At 57.3% G+C, this 19,737-nt stretch carries 14 protein-coding genes and 2 pseudogenes; 15 read left to right on the forward strand and 1 reads right to left on the reverse strand.

Annotation, left to right across the window (positions count from 1 at the left end):
* The first annotated feature begins 558 nt into the window (after positions 1–558).
* From NMG70_RS29235 to NMG70_RS32730, 10 genes and pseudogenes are all read left to right on the forward strand, one after another.
* Positions 559–1,554 (forward strand): succinylglutamate desuccinylase/aspartoacylase family protein, encoded by a 996-nt coding sequence (locus NMG70_RS29235; RefSeq protein ID WP_254027695.1) that lies wholly within the window; start codon positions 559–561, stop codon positions 1,552–1,554.
* Between the two features lie 82 nt (positions 1,555–1,636).
* Positions 1,637–2,890, forward strand: a complete 1,254-nt coding sequence (locus NMG70_RS29240; protein WP_254027696.1) for a methylaspartate ammonia-lyase — start codon at positions 1,637–1,639, stop codon at positions 2,888–2,890.
* Between the two features lie 16 nt (positions 2,891–2,906).
* Positions 2,907–4,058, forward strand: coding sequence for a CaiB/BaiF CoA transferase family protein (locus tag NMG70_RS29245; RefSeq protein ID WP_254027715.1), 1,152 nt, complete (start codon positions 2,907–2,909; stop codon positions 4,056–4,058).
* A gap of 115 nt (positions 4,059–4,173) precedes the next feature.
* Entirely contained in the window at positions 4,174–5,076 is a 903-nt protein-coding gene (locus tag NMG70_RS29250) for an HpcH/HpaI aldolase/citrate lyase family protein (RefSeq protein ID WP_254027697.1), read from the forward strand.
* Positions 5,077–5,208: 132 nt separating this feature from the next.
* Entirely contained in the window at positions 5,209–6,138 is a 930-nt protein-coding gene (locus tag NMG70_RS29255) for a LysR family transcriptional regulator (RefSeq protein ID WP_254027698.1), read from the forward strand.
* A 174-nt stretch (positions 6,139–6,312) separates the two neighbouring features.
* Positions 6,313–7,746: an NAD-dependent succinate-semialdehyde dehydrogenase gene (locus NMG70_RS29260; RefSeq protein ID WP_254027716.1), complete on the forward strand. Its 1,434-nt coding sequence runs from the start codon at positions 6,313–6,315 to the stop codon at positions 7,744–7,746.
* 6 nt (positions 7,747–7,752) lie between these two features.
* Entirely contained in the window at positions 7,753–9,297 is a 1,545-nt protein-coding gene (locus NMG70_RS29265) for a fumarate hydratase (protein WP_254027699.1), read from the forward strand.
* Between the two features lie 513 nt (positions 9,298–9,810).
* Positions 9,811–9,969, forward strand: a pseudogene (locus NMG70_RS29270) (Lrp/AsnC family transcriptional regulator); the annotation flags it as partial.
* Positions 9,970–10,032: 63 nt separating this feature from the next.
* Entirely contained in the window at positions 10,033–10,308 is a 276-nt protein-coding gene (locus NMG70_RS29275) for an Lrp/AsnC family transcriptional regulator (protein WP_254027717.1), read from the forward strand.
* A 359-nt stretch (positions 10,309–10,667) separates the two neighbouring features.
* Positions 10,668–10,817, forward strand: coding sequence for a hypothetical protein (locus NMG70_RS32730; protein ID WP_301555194.1), 150 nt, complete (start codon positions 10,668–10,670; stop codon positions 10,815–10,817).
* Positions 10,818–10,986: 169 nt separating this feature from the next.
* Here the strand turns inward: NMG70_RS32730 and NMG70_RS29280 are convergent, their stop codons facing one another.
* Complete coding sequence (locus tag NMG70_RS29280; RefSeq protein ID WP_367185618.1) at positions 10,987–11,730, reverse strand: reverse transcriptase domain-containing protein; 744 nt, start codon at positions 11,728–11,730, stop codon at positions 10,987–10,989.
* A gap of 907 nt (positions 11,731–12,637) precedes the next feature.
* Here NMG70_RS29280 and NMG70_RS33405 point away from each other — a divergent pair.
* The 5 genes and pseudogenes from NMG70_RS33405 to NMG70_RS29300 all read left to right on the forward strand — a co-directional run bounded on the left by NMG70_RS33405 (position 12,638) and on the right by NMG70_RS29300 (position 19,081).
* Complete coding sequence (locus tag NMG70_RS33405; RefSeq protein ID WP_436798484.1) at positions 12,638–12,775, forward strand: hypothetical protein; 138 nt, start codon at positions 12,638–12,640, stop codon at positions 12,773–12,775.
* 675 nt (positions 12,776–13,450) lie between these two features.
* Positions 13,451–13,646 (forward strand): annotated as a pseudogene (locus NMG70_RS29285) (CoA-transferase); the annotation flags it as partial.
* 1,110 nt (positions 13,647–14,756) lie between these two features.
* A complete protein-coding gene (locus NMG70_RS29290; protein WP_254027701.1) occupies positions 14,757–14,963 on the forward strand; it encodes a hypothetical protein in 207 nt (68 codons plus the stop codon).
* A 313-nt stretch (positions 14,964–15,276) separates the two neighbouring features.
* The gene (locus tag NMG70_RS29295) at positions 15,277–16,683 is read left to right on the forward strand and encodes an aminotransferase (RefSeq protein WP_254027702.1); all 1,407 of its coding nucleotides are present in this window, start codon (positions 15,277–15,279) and stop codon (positions 16,681–16,683) included.
* 1,159 nt (positions 16,684–17,842) lie between these two features.
* Positions 17,843–19,081, forward strand: coding sequence for an ATP-grasp domain-containing protein (locus tag NMG70_RS29300; protein WP_254027703.1), 1,239 nt, complete (start codon positions 17,843–17,845; stop codon positions 19,079–19,081).
* Positions 19,082–19,737 lie beyond the last annotated feature (656 nt).

Genomic DNA, 19,737 nt, shown 5'->3' on the forward strand with positions numbered 1-19,737 from the left:
CTGAGCGTCCGACGCTCTAGTGGCTCGGTCTTGCGGCCAAAGCCTGTCGGTCGCTCATGAAAGCGCGAGTCCGAGGTGGAAAATCATAAAGTTCCTTGTCGTATCCGCTAGACGACCAGGTCGGTGTGCAGAATGTCTCTGTCCACTGGGTAGGCTTCTGCAGTTACGCTGAAGCGTCCAGTGCCGAGCGCCGACGCAGCCAGAGCCCGTTAGCGGGCAATGCGCCTCTTGGCGTTCGACCGGTGGTGAACGCTCCAGTACTGCACAAGCTTGACACGATCCTGAGGGCTGGCCCGTGTCCCAGGCAAGCCCGCTGGTGGTCGGGTGGAGGCGCGGAAGCCAACTGTTCGTCACGGTTCCCATCGTTCTGTGAAACTAACACTGCAGCTCCACCAAGGCAGGCAGGACCATCTAAAAACACGATGGCACCGCCCGGGACATTATATTGGCACATTGAACACGGCGTGGCGCATACTTCGAGAGCGGGAGAATGCAAACGCGCTACAGCTATCGCAAACGGGGCGCCAGATCGCGTAAATACTCGCAGAAGGTTGAACAATGAGGGAAGCACCACATCTTACGTTTGATCTCGATGCGCCCGGTGTGAGCAGGGGCCATCTTCTTGTCCCGGGAGGTGCCGACCGCGGCGAGCTTTCGCTCCCGGTCTTCAGTCTCAATAAAGGAGAGGGACCGCGCCTACTTGTCACCGGCGGAAATCATGGCAACGAACTGGAGGGGCCACTTGTCGCGCGACGGCTTATTGAGTGGCTGCCAGAAGAGCAAACCTGTGGAAGGATCATCGTCGTACCGGTGCTCAATCCATTGGCCGTGGAGGCATGGAGCCGCAATACTCCGCTCGACGGGTTGAATCTCAATCGCGTGTTCCCGGGCCGCGCCGACGGGTCAGTGACCGAACGAATCGCAGATGCGGTTTCGCGCGTACTGTTGCCAACGGCCGACACCGTATTTGACCTGCACAGCTTCGGACCAACCTGGCATTTTCCGCCGGCGGCCACCACGCACCCGATTGCCGATCCCGATCTCATGGCCAGGACGGTGAGAATGGCGGAAGCGTTCAACTTGCCCTTGACTTTGGTCTGGGAATACAACGACACGGCTGGAATGTTCGATATCCTGGCGCAAAACCAGGGTAAGGTATTTGTTTGCACTGAATTCGGCGGCGGCACGGTCGGCGCCGACAATCTCGCGATCTACGAGGCTGGAGTACGCAACGCGCTTATCGCGCTCGGGCTGGTAGAGGGTAAAGCCGACTATCCAACTTTCCGCCAACAAAAGTCCGGGCAAACGCTCGAAACGCATCCGTGCGACGACCTAAGATCGCCTGCACGGGGCATCTTTGAACCTCGCTGCTCGGTATTGGATGAAGTGAAGCAGGGAGATCTCATAGGCATCCTGCACCCGATGGATTCGATCTCCACTGAGTCCATGGATATCCGCGCACCTGGAACATCTTTCGTCTTAGCCATACGGTCGGGGGTGCATGTCGAAATCAACGAAGGGGTAGCGCTCGTTGCGGGACCGCTGAAAATCTAAGAAGTCAGGTGCAGGCCAGCCAGCGCCTCGCGTGCCAGTATCGGAACGAAAATAATCCCTCAAAATGAATCGAGTGACTGAGTTGCAGATCAAAGACGTCCTCCTTGCGCCTGGCAATGGCGCATTCTTCTATGACGATCAAGCTGCCATTAGGTCCGGGGCGACTCAGGACGGCTTCATCTATATCGGCGAACCGATAACGCCTGGGTTCACGTCGCTTCGCGTTCCGGCGTCTTCGCTTAGTGTCGGGCTCGTTCTCACCGACGCGACCGTTGTTTGGGGTGATATGATGGGCGTTCAGTACTCTGGTGCTGGCGGACGCGATCCTTTGTTTGAAACTGCTCAAATCTCGGATTTGACGTCGCGCGTCGTGGCGCCACGGCTTCTGGATGTCGATGCATCTCTTTACCTTGATGCCTGCGCGAAGGTTCTCGAGCCCCACGAAAATGAGCGGCTACCTCTCGCGCTTGAGTACGGCGTTAGTCAGGCATTGCTTCGAGCTGCGGCCTCCCTCCAGTGCGTCACGATGGCAGAGGTCGTATGTGCTGAATTTGACTTACCGCTGCCGAAGCGTAAGGTCCCGATTTATTGCCAGAGCGGCGATGCACGCGAAATCAACGTTGACAAGATGATTCTGAAGGCGGTGGATGTGCTTCCCCACGGCCTGATCAACTCACTGCAGAAATTCGGCGTCGGCGGCCAGACCTTCGTGGAGTTCGTGAAGTGGGTTGCAACGCGGACGCGTGAAATCGGCCGCGCGGGGTATCGTCCGGTGCTGCATTTCGATGTGTATGGCTGGATCGGCCAGGAAATCGGCCTGGAGCCAGAACGCATCGCCGACTTCATTTGCAGGGTTGCTGATACCGTTCCGGGTTTCACGCTCAACATCGAGTCCCCGGCTGATTTTGGGTCTACAGAAGCTCAGATCGAGAACTATGCGCGGATTGTATCGATTTTGGATGACCGGGGTTCCAGTGCTCGCATTGTCGTGGACGAGAGGTGCAACACGCTTGAGGATATCCGGCTCTTTGCCGAAGCGAGGGCCACGCATCTTGTTCAAATCAAGACGCCCGATGTCGGCTCAATGGCCGACACGGCGCGTGCCGTTCTCATTTGTAAGCAGAACCAAGTTGGAGCGTACGTGGGAGGAAGCTGTACGGAGACGGATCTCTCCGCCCGGGCGTCTGTCCACATATCGGTAGCGACCCAGGCCGACATGATGCTTGCAAAGCCTGGAATGGGTGTTGACGAGGCATTCTCGATCGTTGGGAATGAACAGAATCGGTTGCTGGCGATGTTGGACCGTCGTCGGGCTCAAAACGAAAATGTCGGATGAAAGCGCGGTGTGTGGGATGCAGAATTGTCTTGACGGGATCACCGTCGTTGCTGTGGAGCAGGCTGTGGCTGCGCCTTATGCATCGTCTCGTCTTGCGGACGCGGGCGCCCGAGTCATCAAGGTCGAAAGGCCCGAAGGGGACTTTGCCCGAAACTACGACAAGTTGGTGCGGGGGCAGAGCGCTTACTTTGTTTGGCTCAACCGAGGTAAGGAGTCGGTTTGTTTGGACCTTAGATCGCAGGCGGACTGCGCCGTCCTGGACACGCTTGTTGCCGCTGCTGACGTCTTTATCCAGAATCTGAAGCCGGGCAGCATCGAAAAACTGGGTTTCGGGTCTGCGGATCTCCGCCGACGCTTTCCGCGGCTGATCACCTGCGACATCTCCGGTTTCGGGGAGAAAGGGCCGTATTCCCATTTGAAGGCTTATGATCTCATCGTTCAGGGCGAAACAGGTCTATGCGCGATCACCGGTACCCAACAAGGGCCTGCGCGTGTAGGGGTGTCGGTTTGCGACATCTCGGCAGGCATGACAGCACATAGCGCGATCCTTCAGGCGCTATATCACCGGGAGGTCACGGGCGCGGGGGCTAGCATTCAGGTGTCACTGTTCGACGCCATCGCTGACTGGATGAATGTGCCGGTTCTGCAAAACGACTACAGCGGATATCACACGGTACGCGCCGGCGTGAAGCACCCGTCGCTGGCACCGTATGGCGCCTACCGTTGTGCCGATGGCAAGGAGGTCATATTTTCGGTTCAGAATGACCGCGAATGGGTGAATTTTTGCGAGAAATTTCTTAGGCAACCGAGGCTTACACGCGCACCTGGCTTTGCTGACAATATGGAGCGCCTCGGTCACCGTGCGAAACTTGATGAGATCATTGAACGGCGGTTTTCTAAACTATCCTGCCATGAAGCAATGCAGGAGCTTGAGGCGGCCGGCTTGGCATATGGCCGGCTGAACGTAGTGGCCGATGTTTCAACCCATCCACACATTCGCAAGGTGCAGGTTGGAACACCCGAAGGAACCGTCGAGACGATAGCGCCAGCGGCCATCTTCAACTCTGAGAGCCCCTCGCTGCGCCCTGTCCCGGCTCTTGGCGCTCATACAGAGGCTGTTCGAGAGGAGGTTCTGGCGCATTCACGCGAAAGGGCCGCGTCAGCATGAGGGCGCTTCTTGTCGGTAAGGTGGTGCGCTTGGCATTCACAGAGAGCACGCCTGCTTCTAGGCCGCCCAGCTGTCTCGTTGCCATCGATAAAATCTCGACGATGAAGGCGATTCCATGATCAAAGACAACGTTCCGGCTTTTGATAACGCTATGTTTGTACCCCGCTGGAGATCCCTACTCTTCGTTCCCGCTCACGTTCCGCGCTTTGTGGAAGCAGCTCATGACCGCGCGGCAGATGGCGTCATACTCGACCTTGAGGACTCCGTTCCCCAGGATCAAAAGGGCGAGGCACGGCGGCAGCTTTCTGCATCCGTGGCAAAGGTGGGCCGCAAGGGCGCATCTGTTTTGGTCCGTGTGAATCGTGGTTTGTGCGCCTTGGCCGCTGATCTCGAGGCAGCGGTCGTTGCGGGTGTTGATGCACTGGTTCTCCCCAAGGTAGATTCGGCGGAGTGGGTCTCGGAGGTCGCGAATGCGATAACGGAACTTGAATACGAGAGAAACCTCGCACCGAGGCGCATCCGGCTTCTTGCCCAGATCGAGACTCCGGGGGCCTTGCAAAGACTCGGGGCCATTGCGTCGTCCAATTCAAGGATGGTCGCAATGGCGCTTGGTCCTGAGGACTTCAGCGCCGCTGTCGGCGCCGCCCCGGAACATGACGTGCTGCTGGCGCCGAACCTTGCCGTGCTGTTCGCTTCCCGTGCGGCTGGATTGCTCCCGCTGGGCTTCATAGGAAGCATCAGTGAGTTCTCGGACATCCGTAAGCTTCGCAAAGCTGCGATGCATGCGCGACGGCTTGGCTTTACCGGTGCGCTGGCGATCCATCCGGCACAGGTGGCCATCCTGAACGAGGCTTTCTCGCCGGGCACACATGACGTCGAATGGGCGCGCCGTGTCGTCGCGGCTCAAAAGGATGCCGCAGCGCTGGGTCTTTGCGCCTTCGCGATGGATGGTAAGATGATTGACCCCCCGGTGGTCCGGCGTGCCCACGAAATCCTGGCCGTTGTCGGCCACAATTGACTTGCTTCCGCTCATCCAGTTGGAAAGGGACCCTGTTCCGGTGAACTCGGCAATATTGCAGCTTGCTCGCCATCTCGTTGCGAGATACATATGAAGACGCTGGCGAGAGTGCCCCAGTTGGGTCCCTAGACGGTGGAAATAAGGCAGTTAAAATACTTTGTCGGCGTAGTGGAAGCAGGCAGTTTTACAAAGGCAGCTGCGCTCCTTCACATAGCGCAAAGCGCCCTTAGCCTTCATGTGCGCCAGCTGGAGGAGAGCTTCGGCACTCAGTTGCTGGTACGCGACAGGACTGGCGTCACTGTCACGACGGCCGGATCCAAGCTGCTCGAGCGGGCGCGGACGATTCTGAAGGAAATTCGGCTCACTGAGATGGAACTGACCAACACGGTGGCAGCTCCTTCCGGAGAGGTTACCATTGGCATTCCGTCCGGAGCCGCTCGCGTCCTTAGCGGTCCGTTGCTCGAATTCGTGAGAGACGAACTGCCCAAGGTCTCGCTCAAGATGATCGAGGGTATGACGGGACCCTTGGAAGAGTGGATGGCTGCCGGACGCTTCAATCTGGCGATTCTCTACCGCACTGCGGACAGTGTGGGCCGAATGACGGTACTCGCGCGCGAAGAGCTTTGTCTGGTTGTGCCATCAAATCAACCGCCTTTCGAAGACTCGGTAGCTCTTGCCGACCTGCATGCATTCCCGCTGGCCGTTCCTATGCGCAGTAACAATGTTAGGCGTTCGGTGGCTGATGTCGTCGCACAACACGGTTGCGTCCTGGATATCAAATTTGAAGTAGATTCGCTCTCAACGATCATCAACATGGTCACAGACGGAAAAGCCCATTCTATTCTAGCCCCGTCCGCCGTTCAGAAAGAGGCCTCCCAGGGGCTAGTCCGGACGGTCAAGATCGTCGATCCGGTGATTACGCGCTCCGTCGTGCTTGCAGTAAATCCGAAAGATGAGCGCTCGCCGGCAGTTTCTGCAGTCCGCAAGCTCATCCCCGTGGTGGCGATGACATTGATTGAGAGCAGGCGCTGGTCAGCCACGGCTCCGGACCCGGCCAGATAAACTTTAGCACCGTGCCATAAGCCATCCCTCCTATAGGCATTGAAATCTATCTTAATTCCAGATGGATTTGGACAATATTCGGTATTTGACCCGCACCGACCATCGCGATCAAATTGAGTCATGCGCACATCGAGCGGCGCTGGTATGCAGAAATTCATGCGAGCGGAGCACGCGATGTCCCACGCCAGGAGCTATGAGCTCTTTATCAACGGAAAATGGCGAGCTGGTAGTAGTAGAGCCACTTCGCCGGTGATCAATCCGGCGACGGAGAAGGTCTTTGCCTCCGTGGCCGCGGCGACAGTATCGGATTTGGATGAGGCGCTCGCTTCGGCAGAGCGAAGCCGCCGGGCGTGGTCCTCACGGCCTGCGAAAGAGCGCGGCGATCTCCTTGTCGCGGCCGCCGGGATCTTGGCCGCGAAGGTAAGAGACGCTGCTAAGGATCTATCGGAGGAACAGGGGAAGACGTTCCCCGAAGCGACAGGTGAGTACGCCCGCGCTGTCGAAACGCTGGAGTGGAACGGCACGCACGCGGTAGGCCTGTCGGCACCAATTCCCTTGGGGCTGAACAGGATGATCTTCCCGGAGCCCCTTGGCGTCGTTGCGGCGTTTACGCCTTGGAACTATCCGGCCGTTCTCATCGCCCGCAAGCTTGCCCCTGCACTAGCGGCAGGCTGCCCTGTGATCCTCAAAGGGGCTGAGGAGACGCCAAGCGCGGCTGTCCATATCGTCGAAGCGTTTCGCCAAGCAGGTATCCCGGACGGCGTGGTTAATCTCGTTTTTGGCGTGCCGGTGCAAATTTCCCGGCATCTTCTCAGTTCCTCTATCGTGAAAGTCTTGACTTTCACTGGCTCCACCGAGGTTGGGAAACAGCTGGCCGCGCTCGCCGCGAATAACTTGCAGCGTTGCATCCTTGAACTCGGCGGACACTCCCCAGTCATTGTATGCGAGGATGCGGATCTCGCACGGGCCGTTCCGGCGATCTCGGAATACAAGTTCGAATGTGCGGGCCAAAGCTGTAATGCGCCTAGTAGGATTCTCGTAGCCCGGCCTCTCTATAAGGAATTCCTGTCCCGGATGACCGAAGCGGCCCGCAAGATCAAAATCGGCCTACCGGATGACCCTGGAACGGAGATGGGCCCGATGGCGAACGCGCGGCGAATCGAGGCCATGCAGCGTCTGACCAAGGATGCAGTCGAGCGCGGTGCCCGCATAGAGGTCGGTGGCGCCCGCCTCGATCGGCCGGGCTTTTACTGGCCGCCAACCCTCCTGACAGGGGTGCCAAAGGATGCGAAAGTGCTTCATGACGAGCCGTTTGGGCCAATCCTCACCGTGGCGCCGTTCGACACGATTGAGGAGGCGATCGAAGAAGCCAACGCCACTGAGTATGGCCTGGCCGCTTACTTCTTCACTGGCACGGCCGAAGTGAAACGGGCGCTGATCAGCGGTCTTTCGGCAGGCGCTCTCAGTGTAAATTACCTGAAAGGGGTTTCCGCAGATGCGCCTTATGGAGGCGTCAAACAGAGCGGGTATGGATATGAAGGGGGCGAGCAGGGGGTGCGGAGCTTCCAGAACCTGAAATTGGTCAACGGGTTCGCATCATTCGGATGAGATTGCGTGAATAAAAAAACACGGACCATTGCTGGCAAGGATATCACAAAGAGCGTCGCCGACGCCCTTCAGTACATCTCCTATTATCATCCCCCCGACTACATCCGGTACCTTTCACACGCATACGCGCGTGAACAGAACCCGGCGGCGAAAAACGCCATCGGGCAAATCCTGCTGAACTCCCGCATGGCGGCGTTCGGACGGCGTCCGATCTGCCAGGACACTGGCCTCGTGGTTGTCTTTGCAAAGGTCGGCATGGATGCCCGCATCAAATCGAGGGCCAGTTTCGCCGACCTCGTGAATGAGGGCGTTCGTCGGGCTTATCTCGACCCGGACAATCCCCTTCGGCCGTCGATCGTTGCCGATCCGCTCGCTGGACGGGTGAACACCCGCGACAACACGCCAGCGGTCATCTACGTCGACCTCGAGCCCGGCAACCAGATTGAGATCACTATCGCCGCAAAAGGGGGCGGATCGGAAAATAAGGCCCGTTTTGCTACCCTGAACCCAAGCGCGTCCGTCGCCGACTGGGTGGTCGACACCGTTTCGACCCTCGGCAGCGGATGGTGCCCACCCGGCCTGATTTCGGTTGGCATTGGCGGTAGCGCTGAAAAGGCGATGCTGCTGGCCAAGGAAGCCATGAACGAGCCGATCGACATGTCGGAACTGATCGCCAGAGGGCCGTCAAGCGCGGAGGAGGCCCTGAGGGTCGAGCTTTATGAACGGATTAACGGACTGGGCATCGGCGCCCAGGGGCTTGGTGGTCTGACAACAGTGGTTGACGTCAAGGTTGCGACTTATCCAACCCATGTCGCATCCAAGCCTGTGGCACTTATCCCGCAATGCGCTGCCAACCGGCACTTGAAATTTACTTTGGACGGCTCTGGACCTGTCAGGCTTGAGCCGCCCGATTTGACCGAATGGCCTGAGATTGGCGGCGCGGAATTGAACCCAGCCGGTGTCCGGCGGGTTAACCTCGATGCCCTTACGAAGGAAGAGACGGCATCGTGGCGCTGCGGCGAGACGCTCCTCCTGTCTGGAAGGGTGCTGACCGGCCGGGACGCCGCGCAGCAGCGCATGGTCGACCTCATCGATGCCGGCAAGCCGCTTCCGGTCGATCTGCGGGGACGGGTGATCTACTACGTCGGACCAGTCCGCGCAGTGAGGGATGAGGTCGTCGGACCGGCTGGCCCAACAACCTCCAGCCGCATGGACGGTTTTACTGAAAAGATGCTCACTGAGACCGGGCTATATGCGATGATAGGCAAAGCGGAGAGGGGGCCGGCGGCTATCAAGTCGATTGTGAAGCACAGAACGCCCTATCTCATCGCAGTTGGTGGCGCTGCGTACCTGATTTCAAAATCGATCAAAGCGGCGCGGCTGGTGGCCTTTGAGGACCTAGGCATGGAGGCCATCTATGAATTCGATGTGCAGGACATGCCGGTCATCATGGCCGTCGATGTTGAGGGAAACTCCATTCACAATTCGGGACCTGTTGAGTGGCGTAAACGCATGGCCGCAGACAGCATCGCACGCATTATCGGCGTTTAGCCATCCCGGCTGGGCGATCAGGCCATCCCAGCGCGGAATTCTGGGCTGTAGCGGATAACACGAGTGATATTTTGCAGGCTCAGCTCCTGGGCGAGCAGATAAGAAAAGGGCGTTTATCCATCTCGAATCCGAATGCGCCGATGTGAGCTGCGTCTGGCTATGCCGTGCAGGCAATCAATGCTCGGATGCTGTCGAGGGTGTCAATTAGTTAGAGCAGCGGAAAATGGAAATACGCTATCTATTCACCGTGAAGTCTCGGACGAAGGCGACTTCACTCTCCAGTTACTCTCCAGTTGCGTCTTCGCCCCGTTATGCCGCGAGGCGACTGCCATACTGCCATACTGCTACTACAGCCTTTCTCCATGGATCGCTTCCTCACCGACTTTCGACAGCTCCACTTTGGCGCATTGCGGGGCAGAGAACGGATGCCGTCACTACATTCGACCACTACATTAATGGAAAAAATGGTCGGCATTAATTGCGTTGTCTACAACGGCTTGAGAGCAAAAAGTCATGAAGTCGAAATCTGATCCTGTGCGCCTAGACGCTTGGGACGTCCGGATTCTCTCGGAGATTCAGTCAGACGGTAGGATTTCGAAAAGCGAGCTCGCTAAGCGTGTTCACCTTTCGGCTTCGGCCTGTTCGGAACGGCTCCGTATACTCCAAGCCGCAGGAATCATTGAGGGGTTCTACGCCCGACTGAGTCCAGCGCTCGTAGGGGGCATCATCTGCATAATGGTGGAGGTGATTCTGGACCGTCATCGTCTTGAGGATCAACGAAACTTCGAAACTGCGATCCAAGAGATCCCGGAAATCCTGGACTGCTGGGCTATAGGCGGGCGGATTGATTATCTGATGCGCGTTTCATCTCCTTCCATGGCTGCTTATCAGGACTTCATGGAGCGGCTGCTGCAGGCAGGCTTGGGGATTGATCAATACTACAGCCTTATTGTGACGAAACCTGTGAAATCCAATTCACCAATCCCTTTGTCCGCAGTAAGGCGAAGGTAAACTCCCGAAGCCTTGGTTTTCACGGCGTTTGATGCCGATTCCGAGAATTCGTATCCAAGAGGCATTCAGGATTTCTCGACGAAGGACGATCGGAACGAAGAAAGCATTGTCAGCGGATACGGTGGCTGCGACGGCCCTGAGGTGTCTCTTGTTGTGTTGATTTTGGCAGACGGGCAATGGCGTGCGAGAGTTCGGCCCCTCACGGCGTACTGAAGTCCAGCATGTCTGTGTGGCGGAGCTGGCAGTTCACATCATCAAGGCAGATGATGCCGCTCCGTCGCGCCAGGAAGCTGCCTTGGCAAGCCTTCAACGAGAAGCTCAGATCGTGAGCAATCGTCGGAGTTGGCGGAACGGGGTCTTTGGTTGCCACACTCGTCGCCCGCACCATTGTTACGATGGCGATTTTGCTCGAAGATAGCAATCTCAACCGCGTCCGCGGATATCGCCGTTCCGATGTAGGCAAGAGCAAAGCAGCCACGTTAGCCCGATACATACGAGATCTAGTCTAGAGGCATATGCGTCATGTAATTGATAGCCCGGTCGCCAGTGCTGCCCGATAAGGGCCGGATTGGATTAAGTGGCGAAAAGGTGACTACCTGTGTTGCGTCACTTGAGCTCCCCATTGGGGCGCACGAGCGGGTTGATGGAGCGGAGCTTGGCGAGTGCTCCCTAGAAAGCTCATGTAGGCGCACACGTTTTGCTCAACCTCACGAGCCCTGTTCGCAGCGAGCGTCGACATCTTACGGCGCATCTGGTCGTCGAGTGCGCGCCACTGCAGGTTGGCCTACTCGGCTCCTGGACGCGCCTCGGGTTAATCGGCCGTGAGGATCTGAGCGAGCTCGACGCTTTTGAGGCCGGAGGAACGCTTGTCTCGGTCGCTGTACGGATTAACCTGATGTGGTCGTCTAATCGCGGTAGGGACGTCAAGATGCGTTGGCCGGGTACACGGTTGTGCTCCAAGGTGCCATGCGTACTCCGTCCGGGTCGAAACCCATAGGAGACATGCCAAAACTGCGCCTCGAAGATCGGCTCCAGAAGTGTTTTGACCGCGCCTTGAACGACGCGATCCTTGATCGTGGGAATGCCCAGGGGCCGGAATTGCCCTGGTTTACCGGCCTTGGGGATGAGCTTGCGCCGCGCAGGGCTGGGTCGATATGCGCCGGAGCGCAATTCGGCCTGAAGCCCTTCGAGGAAGCGTTGCTCACCGATCCCATTCCGGATGCGGCCCACGGTCATCCCGTCGATCCCAGCCGTGCGTCGGCCTCGATTGGAGACTACGCGCTGCCAGGCGTGACGCAACACGCGCAGGTCGGTGACCCAACCCCACATGTCCCGCCACGCGTCTTCGGGATTTGCCTTACTCCACTGATAGAGTTTGCGCTGAACGCCGGGTACCCAGGCCTCGTCGGCCTGGTGATCCATGTCCACAGATCACTCCTCCGTCATGCAAGTCTACCGTCTTCCTGCTTCCCTTCGCCCTGTGCACGGCTTTCCCGCGCTCCGACTACTACGGAAGCTCCGCCCTTGGTGCCGTCCATCTCCGGCCGTCGCGGCGAGCCCAGTTCCATGCTGGGCAGACAGTCCAAGTTCCCGTGTTCCGATTTCCAACCTTCATGCCCGTAGGCGGTGAGCTTTACCCCAGGCGATGCGGAAGACAGGGCAATGAGAGCTTTCCCCGTCTCGAACGCGTTGTCCGCGCCCTGCAGTGAGGATAGACGAGCCCCACCGCGTCTGATCGCTTCTTACCTCCCACGCCATCGCGCGACTTGGAGGCGTTACCGGTTGAATCCGAGGCTTCCAGCGCTCACTTCGTTATCTCGCCATAGACATTGCGGTAGCCCGGCCTGCGGCCGATGGTCCGCACCCGGTACAGTTCAGGCCGATCTGCTTATGACACCCAACCGGCGACGCCCGGCCGGGCTTCTCGGCCCCCTTCCGCCCGCTGCTCCTGCGGGCGGGGCGGCATTACAGCCGCCGGTCGAAAACCAGCAAGCTTGAGAGGTGGCTATTCCATGTTCACCTCCCGCGCCGTCACGGCGCACCGTCGAGACCGATATATTCTTCCATGGCTGTTCTCCATCAGATGCTCGGGCCCGGATCGTGAGCCCGTATTTTCATCTTATCGGGGACAGCCACCTTTCAAGGATATGATTGGTTCTCTGGGCGACTCGCTCCCGCGATTACCCATGTGGACGGCTCTCCCTCATGTGACTTTCGACAGCCACAATTTGGCACACTGAATGCCGGGAGCGGGAGGCCGTCCACCACATCAGGTCAGCTGCGCTCTCATTGCGCCGCCAAATATACCGTGATCGGGCTGTCCGAGGTGATGGCAATGGAATTGGGGCTGCACAACATCAATGTGAACGCGATTTGCCCTGGTTCTGTCGAATCTCGCAGAATGGAACGGGTCCAAGTCATGGCCGCGCAGTCGCGTGAAGTATCTGTTGAAAATCAAAGAGCGTGAGCTCAACCTGTATTCGATGCGTAGGCTTGTGAGTGTTGAAGAAATTGCGAGTATGGTACTGTATCTTTGAAGTCCTCATGGCCGGATTATTTCTGGCCAGTCGATCGCCATCGATGGCCAAACAATTGCCACCGAATACTGAGAGAGCGGAGAGTCCCACCAGGGCTTCGCGCGGCTAAACGACTGTAGCGTTAGATACGCACATCCGGCGGAGAGAACGGTGCCACTGATTATGAACAGAGAGGTTTTCATTACTTGCGCTTTGACCGGTCCGGGAGATACCGCGGCTACTTACGAACACCTAATGCTCATGTTTCGCCGAAGGAGAAACGCTCTGTTCCGCCGATGCCTGAGGTGAGAGGAAACTCAAGCCATTCATCGATGCCCATGCTGTCTTACCAATACCGAGGGCGGGGACGATCGGTTGGGCAGAGGAAGTGATTACACCCTTTGCGCGAAGCACCGTATGGCCTTCTCTTCCGGCGTCGGTCTTCGGCCGACAGAGATAAGGCCCTCTGCTCGCCGAGCGAGATGCGGATCCATCCTCACGACAACGTCCGGTGACAACGTGTTCTTTGGAAATCGCGTAACTATGTCAACCGCCATTGGAGCGCTTCGTGAAAAGATCTATATGGAAGCCGGTCCTGCGCTGGAAGCTCCTCTTTATTCAACGGGATGTTGATTTGCTGCGGGCGGATTTGGGCTTTGCGGCATAACGGAGCTTTTGATCCGCGCGATCCTGAACACTGGCACCACGGAGCTGACGATTGCATGGAACAATTGCGGCGTCGACGATTTCGGGCTCGGACTACTGCTGAAGGCGAAGCAGATCAAGAAGATGATCTCCTCCTATGGCGATGAGGCCAATGAAGCGTTCGGTAGACCACCCGCGATCAAAAACGTCTTCGGCACAAGCATGTCAGCGCTCTGAGAATGAAATAAAATGTCTCTCATCCAGCTCTCCGAAACCTTTGTGCGTATCAAGATACATGTACCGTTTACGTTCTGAAAAGTGGCTCGGAGTCCCTGCTGATCGATACAGGTTCGGACGCTGTTTTGCAGGGATCAGTGCTGGGGAACGCCTATCGTACAGAAGGCTGGGGCGAAAATCGCGGTGCCTGAATACGAACGCCACCTGTTCGACAATGTCGAGGCCTATTGGCAGGTACGACGCATCTATGACAACTATAATGACAGCATACGTTCTCCTCACTAGCAGAAAACCTTGCGATCGACGCTGTTCTCGAAGACTAAGGCACCTTTGTGTGGAAGGAGTACGAATTTCGAGTGCTTCCGGCGAAGGGGCACACCTGCGGCATGGTTAGCCTGATCGTGGATGTAGGTGGCAAGAAAGTTGGCGACCTGACGATAACCGGCGGAAAACTCTATCAACTCCACGCAATGGCTCGATCCTCGCCTTAAAAAAGGAGAAGGTCGAGTGCGCCTATCAATCTCAGGGGGCATCAATCAACGAGGTCACTGCGGATATCGAAATGGAGCCTATCAGTGAACACCTGCTGTGGGCAGGGCCTTTTACCTGCTCCAATTTCTACGTTGTGCTGAGTGGAAGCGGCCACGCAATGTTGATTGATTATGGGCTAGCCTCTCAGGGGCATATCCATGGTGGTGCCAATTCCGACGGATTGCAGTCCCTGCGTTTCGTAGAGCATCAGATTGATCAGCTTCGCCATGATCATGGAGTGCGGATGGACCTGCAGCTATGACGCATCGCTCGCCGAGCGCCGCTATGCGTCCTCACTTGCCACTATGAGCTTGGCCACATGGAAGAGCCCCTGCGCAGCCACCAGCCCAAACTCGGCAGGATGGTCGCGTATTGCATTAATAGTCTGGGTCCGCTGGCGCACCACAAAACTCCAGATGGCCCAGATAGGCCCTCTGCCGGAGACCCAGCAATCCTACGTGCATCACGTGGTGCGTCGATTTTTTTGGACGATCACCCGATCAACTGGGATACGAAGAGGTGCGCGCCTATCAGGCCCACTTGGTGGGCCGAAGGGTCTCGTGGGGCGCGTTGAACCATACCGTTTGCGCCTTGCGTTTCTACTACGGCGCGACGCTGGGTCGATCTGATCTGCCTGCGCGGATCGCTTACGCCCCTGACCTTATGGGATGGACGGTTTCCGGTCCCGCATCGAAGTGCCATAAGCGGCCGCCGCAAGTCACATGAGGGAGAGCCGTCCATCCCATCAGGTCCACCGACTTCTGGGCGACTGGCCCCTTACGGTCTCGTTTTCGCTTACGGGACACGTTCCTCACCCCGAGCAGGTTTTGGTTAGCTTGTCGGAGGAGGACGGTTTGTCTCCGCACATGGGCAAAGGTACACTCCCAAGCCTGTTTTCCACGGCATCTGATTCCGATTCCGCGAATTCATCGGCCAAAACGTACATTCCCGCGAAACTCGAGAGGTTGTTTCCGGTATACTACTTGCTAAAGAGCTGGCCGGCTTAGTGCCTATGCCACTGTATCGCGAGGAGAGGGACATGCGCTTGAGCAATCTGGGAACCGAGCAACTCCGCGAGAAGGATAGAAGCTTCGTCTTCCATCCTTCTACGCATCTGGCCAAGCACAGCCGAGGCGAGACGCCAAATAGGATTATGGCCGGTGCGGAAGGCGTCTATATCTGGGATACAGAAGGCCGAAGGAGCCTTGACGGTTTCGGAGGGCTCTACTGCGTCAACATGGGATATGGGTGCACGGAGATCGCAGAGGCCATTGCCAGGCAAGCACACGAATTGCCGTTCGCGCACGTCTATGCCAGCCAAGGTACGGAGCCAGTCGCCCTTCTGGCAGAGGCCGTGGTCGAATATTTTGGTCAGAACATGCGACGGGTCTATTTCGGCCTCTCCGGTTCCGATGCCAACGAAACCAACATCAAGCTGGTCTGGTACTATAATAATATCCTCGGCCGCCCTGACAAGAAGAAGATCATCTCGCGAAATCGCGGCTATCACGGATCTGGGCTGGTCACCGGTAGCCTGACCGGCCTTCCCTTCTTTCACAATTTCTTCGACCTGCCTCTGGACTTGGTGCGCCATACGACGACGCCGCACCATTATAGGCAGGCGCATGACGGGGAAGGTGAGGAAGCGTTCTCCAGGCGCTGCGCTGACGAACTTGAAGCTCTTATCCTCGCTGAAGGCCCCCAGACAGTTGCAGCCTTTATCGGAGAGCCGGTACTTGGGACCGGCGGCATCGTTCCGCCTCCAAAGGGATACTGGACGGCTATTCAGGGGGTGCTCGACAAGTATGATATTCTTCTGATCGCCGACGAAGTGGTCTGCGGCTTCGCGCGAACCGGTGAGAAGTTCGGTTCTCACCTCTACGGCGTGCGGCCGGATTTCGTAACGATCGCCAAGGGCTTGAGTTCAGCCTACCTGCCCATCTCCGGGTCAATTATCGGCGACCGCGTGTGGTCGGTCCTGGAACAAGGAACTGAGAAGCACGGCCCACTCGGCCACGGCTGGACGTATTCCGGTCACACGCTTTGCGCGGCGGCCGCGCTTGCCAATATCAAATTGCTAAAAGAAAAAAATATCCTGGAACATGTTCGGGATGTGGGACCGTACTGGCATGCCCGCATGAAAGCCGAACTGGAGGGACATCCGATTGTTGGCGAGGTTCGCGGCGTTGGCATTCTGTCCGCGGTAGAGCTGATGCGGGATCCTGAAGGGCGGATACCATTTGAACCTGCACTTCAGATCGGCGCGCGCGCCGCCGCTGCTCTGTTTGAGAATGGTATCATCGGCCGCGCTATGCCGCATGGCGATATTCTCGGCTATGCCCCACCTCTGATCATTACCCGAAAAGAGATCGACATCATCGTTGATGCGACCGCGAAATCGATCGATACGGTCTATCGCGAGCTTAAGGTCGAGGGCGCGATTTAATCGTCACGAAAGCCGGCAGATGTCGGCAGGAGGATGCTGCCGGCAGTGAGCCAAATCCCTAGGCACTGGCTTACGCTCAGCACACGATGGCGGTTGGTCGGACCGCGCGCACGGAGGATGCAGCTGCCCGTGACCGCATTCACGGCAGTGAATGGAGCGTGCTTAGTGATGTGACAGAAGTAACGCTTCTGTCCTCGAATGGCATCCCCAACACCTCGCGCAAAAAACGCAAAACTGTTCGCGGTCCTGGCACATCTGTTCGCGATGTCCCTGTTCAAACAAGTGTCACGTCGAAGGTGCCGGGGGCTGCGTAATGTTATCGCACTCGCGCAGGTGAACTCGCGCACCCTCTGGATCACTGGCGCGGGCTCAGTTCCAGCGTCATTACACAGAATCATAGGGTCAAAATCGGTAATGCTACGACCAAACCGCTTTGTTCAGTGTGCTGCTTACCCCTCGGTGAACCAGGGTTGGACTGACGCCCGTGAGGGCAAGCCGTTGCGCAGAACGGTTGATGGGATTTGGTCATTCCGAGGCAGCATCTGGTCTTCGACCCAGACCCGATGGGACGGCATTATCGATTCTATTCAGGATTGAGGACCATGGCCGCCTGAGAATCGGAATCAGCTTCAGCCGAAATGGGGCAGGAGAGGCGCAGCCCGAGGCTGTCGCGGTGCGCAGCCCAGCGGCAGATTGCTACACAGTACATGCTCCACGTTTTGGCGACTCTCGAGACAGATCTGTCTCTGGCATAAGGGCAGGCTACTGTAGTCCACGGATCCACAGCCTGCGCTATCGTTTCGCCGTCCAGACTGTGGGCGCTGTTGAACAAATCAAAGCCCAAGTCGGCGACGTGGATCCGCTGCCTGGCTGCGTCGCTCGCGCATCGCCGCCACCACCCGGCAGACCGCCTGCACGAACTGCTGGCCTGATAGTGATACGCCCAAGGTGTGCCCTCAAGCACCAGTCACTGCCCTATCGGACTGGTACTGATTGCTTCAGTTATGGGAACAGATTCTTCGCATAAGTTTACGAAAGCTTTGCGAGTACAAATCGCTGATACTGGTAAGTTCACCGCAACGTCTCGGCCCTTGCGCGGCAAAAAAATCATGCCGATTAACGGCTCGGACTGCACAATACGCAACGGAGTCAGCAGCCGATGTCAAGAAGAGCGCTCATCCTGGTTGAAGGCCATCCAAGGGGCAACGGGTTGCGATACGTCCAAGCGGCCCGGCGCCTCGGCTTACATCCAATCACCCTGTCGAGTGATCCAACTCAGTACGATTACGTTGCGACGGAAAAGAGCGAGGCAATCCGGGTCGATACTGATAATCTCGATGCGCTGATCCGCGAATGTTCTCGGCTACTTGAAAGCTATGACATTGCTGGCATCACTGGCTTTGCGGGCGACGACGAGTCGGTCTCCGCGACAGTTGGCAAGCTCTGCCGGCATTTCGGTCTACCGGGACCGAACCCTTCGTCGATAGAACGATGCTGTGACAAATTCATCCAACATCAGCTCCTTGCGAAGGCCGGCCTCCCCATACCTGCTTACCGCTTGGCAACGAATGCGACGGACGTAGAAAGCGCTGCGGCTGAGATCGGGCTACCGGTGATTCTTAAGCCTGTCGTAGGCAGCGGCAGCAGTGGTGTCCGCTTGTGCCGCGATGTCGAGGAGCTAGCCGAACACACGAGGTACCTTGTGGGCAGGAAGCATATATCGCGTTCTTCCCCAGGCATACTCGTAGAAGAATTCGCGCAAGGCCCGTATTTTATCGCGCATATAATGGGAGCTGAGGTCATCGGGATTGAAGCGGGCGACTCGGGCCCCCTACCGCATTTCGTATTCTGTGAGAGCAGCTTTCCGGCGCAGCTGAGTCATGGCGAGTATATGCGAGTTGCGGATGCTTCGCTGAGCTGTCTGCAAGCTCTCGGCCTTGGCTGGGGGCCAGCCTGCATTGAATTTCGATGGACGAAGCGTGGCCCAGTCGTAATCGAAGTCAATCCCCGCCTCGCTGGCGCGCCCAGCCCTCAACTGGTTGAGCTTGCTTATGGCGTCGACCTCATCGGCGGACACGTGAAGCTTGCCATCGGCGAGGAATGTAATTTGCGCAGAAAGCATTTGCAGACTGCGGCCGCGCAGTTCCTAATACCTGATCGCGATGGCCTGCTCGATCGCATAGATGGTGGCAGTCAGGCGGGCGCTCTACCAGGTGTTGCCGAGGTTAGGTTGTATGTTGAACCCAAGACGCCGATCGTCAGGAAAGGTGATTACCGAGACTGGCTCGGACATGTCATCGCCGCTTCGCCCGACCTGGCTCAGACCAAGGCCATACTTCAGCGGGCCGTTGACTTGATCGATTTGTCGATCGCTCCATTTTCGGCGGTTGGCGAATAGAAACACTACCTGCTCTCCGTGCCGGGAGCGCGGGTTCGGGAGATAAGAGGCGGTAGTGGTCAGCATTATGAGAAGAGGCAGGTCTAAGCAGATGTGGAAAAGGGCCTACTGTCGGCTTGGCTGAAGTTAAGAATACTGGCAGCAGAAGCCCCACCCTTAAGGAGTTGCAGGCTGAGGACGCTCGGCTATGACGCGTCCTCTTTCTGTTGGGGTATTCGCTCGGGATTGGAAGGCCTTCGGCAAAGAAAACTGCAGTCCTCGGGGCTGTAGGACATTGGTGCCACTGGCTTCGGGCCGGGCGAAGCGTTCTAGTTCGCCTGGTCCGAGGGGTGGGCGATCATCGGCAACCAGCGCGCCTGTTCCACAGAGGGGGAATGATCGAATGACCAAGGCCGGCGCGTAAGTCATTGCGGTCGGCAAAATAGACCGAACAACTGAGTAGGGCGGGGTTAGAAATCCATTTGATAGTACAAGTGTAGAGAAAAATGCATGAATAATCATTTAAATGTAGCTTTTGTAAAATATATGCTTTGAAGAATTAAAATAATTTTACAAATTGCTGGTCAGACAATCGAGAAATCGCTGCTATAGATAGTGCATGAAGGTTTATCATGGCTGTGGAAGGTCTGATCCGACCGCGGAGGAGCGCTGCATTC

This window comes from Mesorhizobium ventifaucium, from assembly GCF_935822925.1.
Lineage (GTDB): Bacteria > Pseudomonadota > Alphaproteobacteria > Rhizobiales > Rhizobiaceae > Mesorhizobium > Mesorhizobium ventifaucium.

Coding starts and splice junctions, on each gene's coding strand:
- NMG70_RS29235 (WP_254027695.1), top strand. CDS start 559: ATGAGGGAAGCACCACATCTTACGTTTGATCTCGATGCGCCCGGTGTG.
- NMG70_RS29245 (WP_254027715.1), top strand. CDS start 2,907: ATGCAGAATTGTCTTGACGGGATCACCGTCGTTGCTGTGGAGCAGGCT.
- NMG70_RS29250 (WP_254027697.1), top strand. CDS start 4,174: ATGATCAAAGACAACGTTCCGGCTTTTGATAACGCTATGTTTGTACCC.
- NMG70_RS29260 (WP_254027716.1), top strand. CDS start 6,313: ATGTCCCACGCCAGGAGCTATGAGCTCTTTATCAACGGAAAATGGCGA.
- NMG70_RS29275 (WP_254027717.1), top strand. CDS start 10,033: ATGGTGGAGGTGATTCTGGACCGTCATCGTCTTGAGGATCAACGAAAC.
- NMG70_RS29280 (WP_367185618.1), bottom strand. CDS start 11,730: ATGGATCACCAGGCCGACGAGGCCTGGGTACCCGGCGTTCAGCGCAAA.
- NMG70_RS33405 (WP_436798484.1), top strand. CDS start 12,638: ATGGCAATGGAATTGGGGCTGCACAACATCAATGTGAACGCGATTTGC.
- NMG70_RS29295 (WP_254027702.1), top strand. CDS start 15,277: ATGCGCTTGAGCAATCTGGGAACCGAGCAACTCCGCGAGAAGGATAGA.
- NMG70_RS29300 (WP_254027703.1), top strand. CDS start 17,843: ATGTCAAGAAGAGCGCTCATCCTGGTTGAAGGCCATCCAAGGGGCAAC.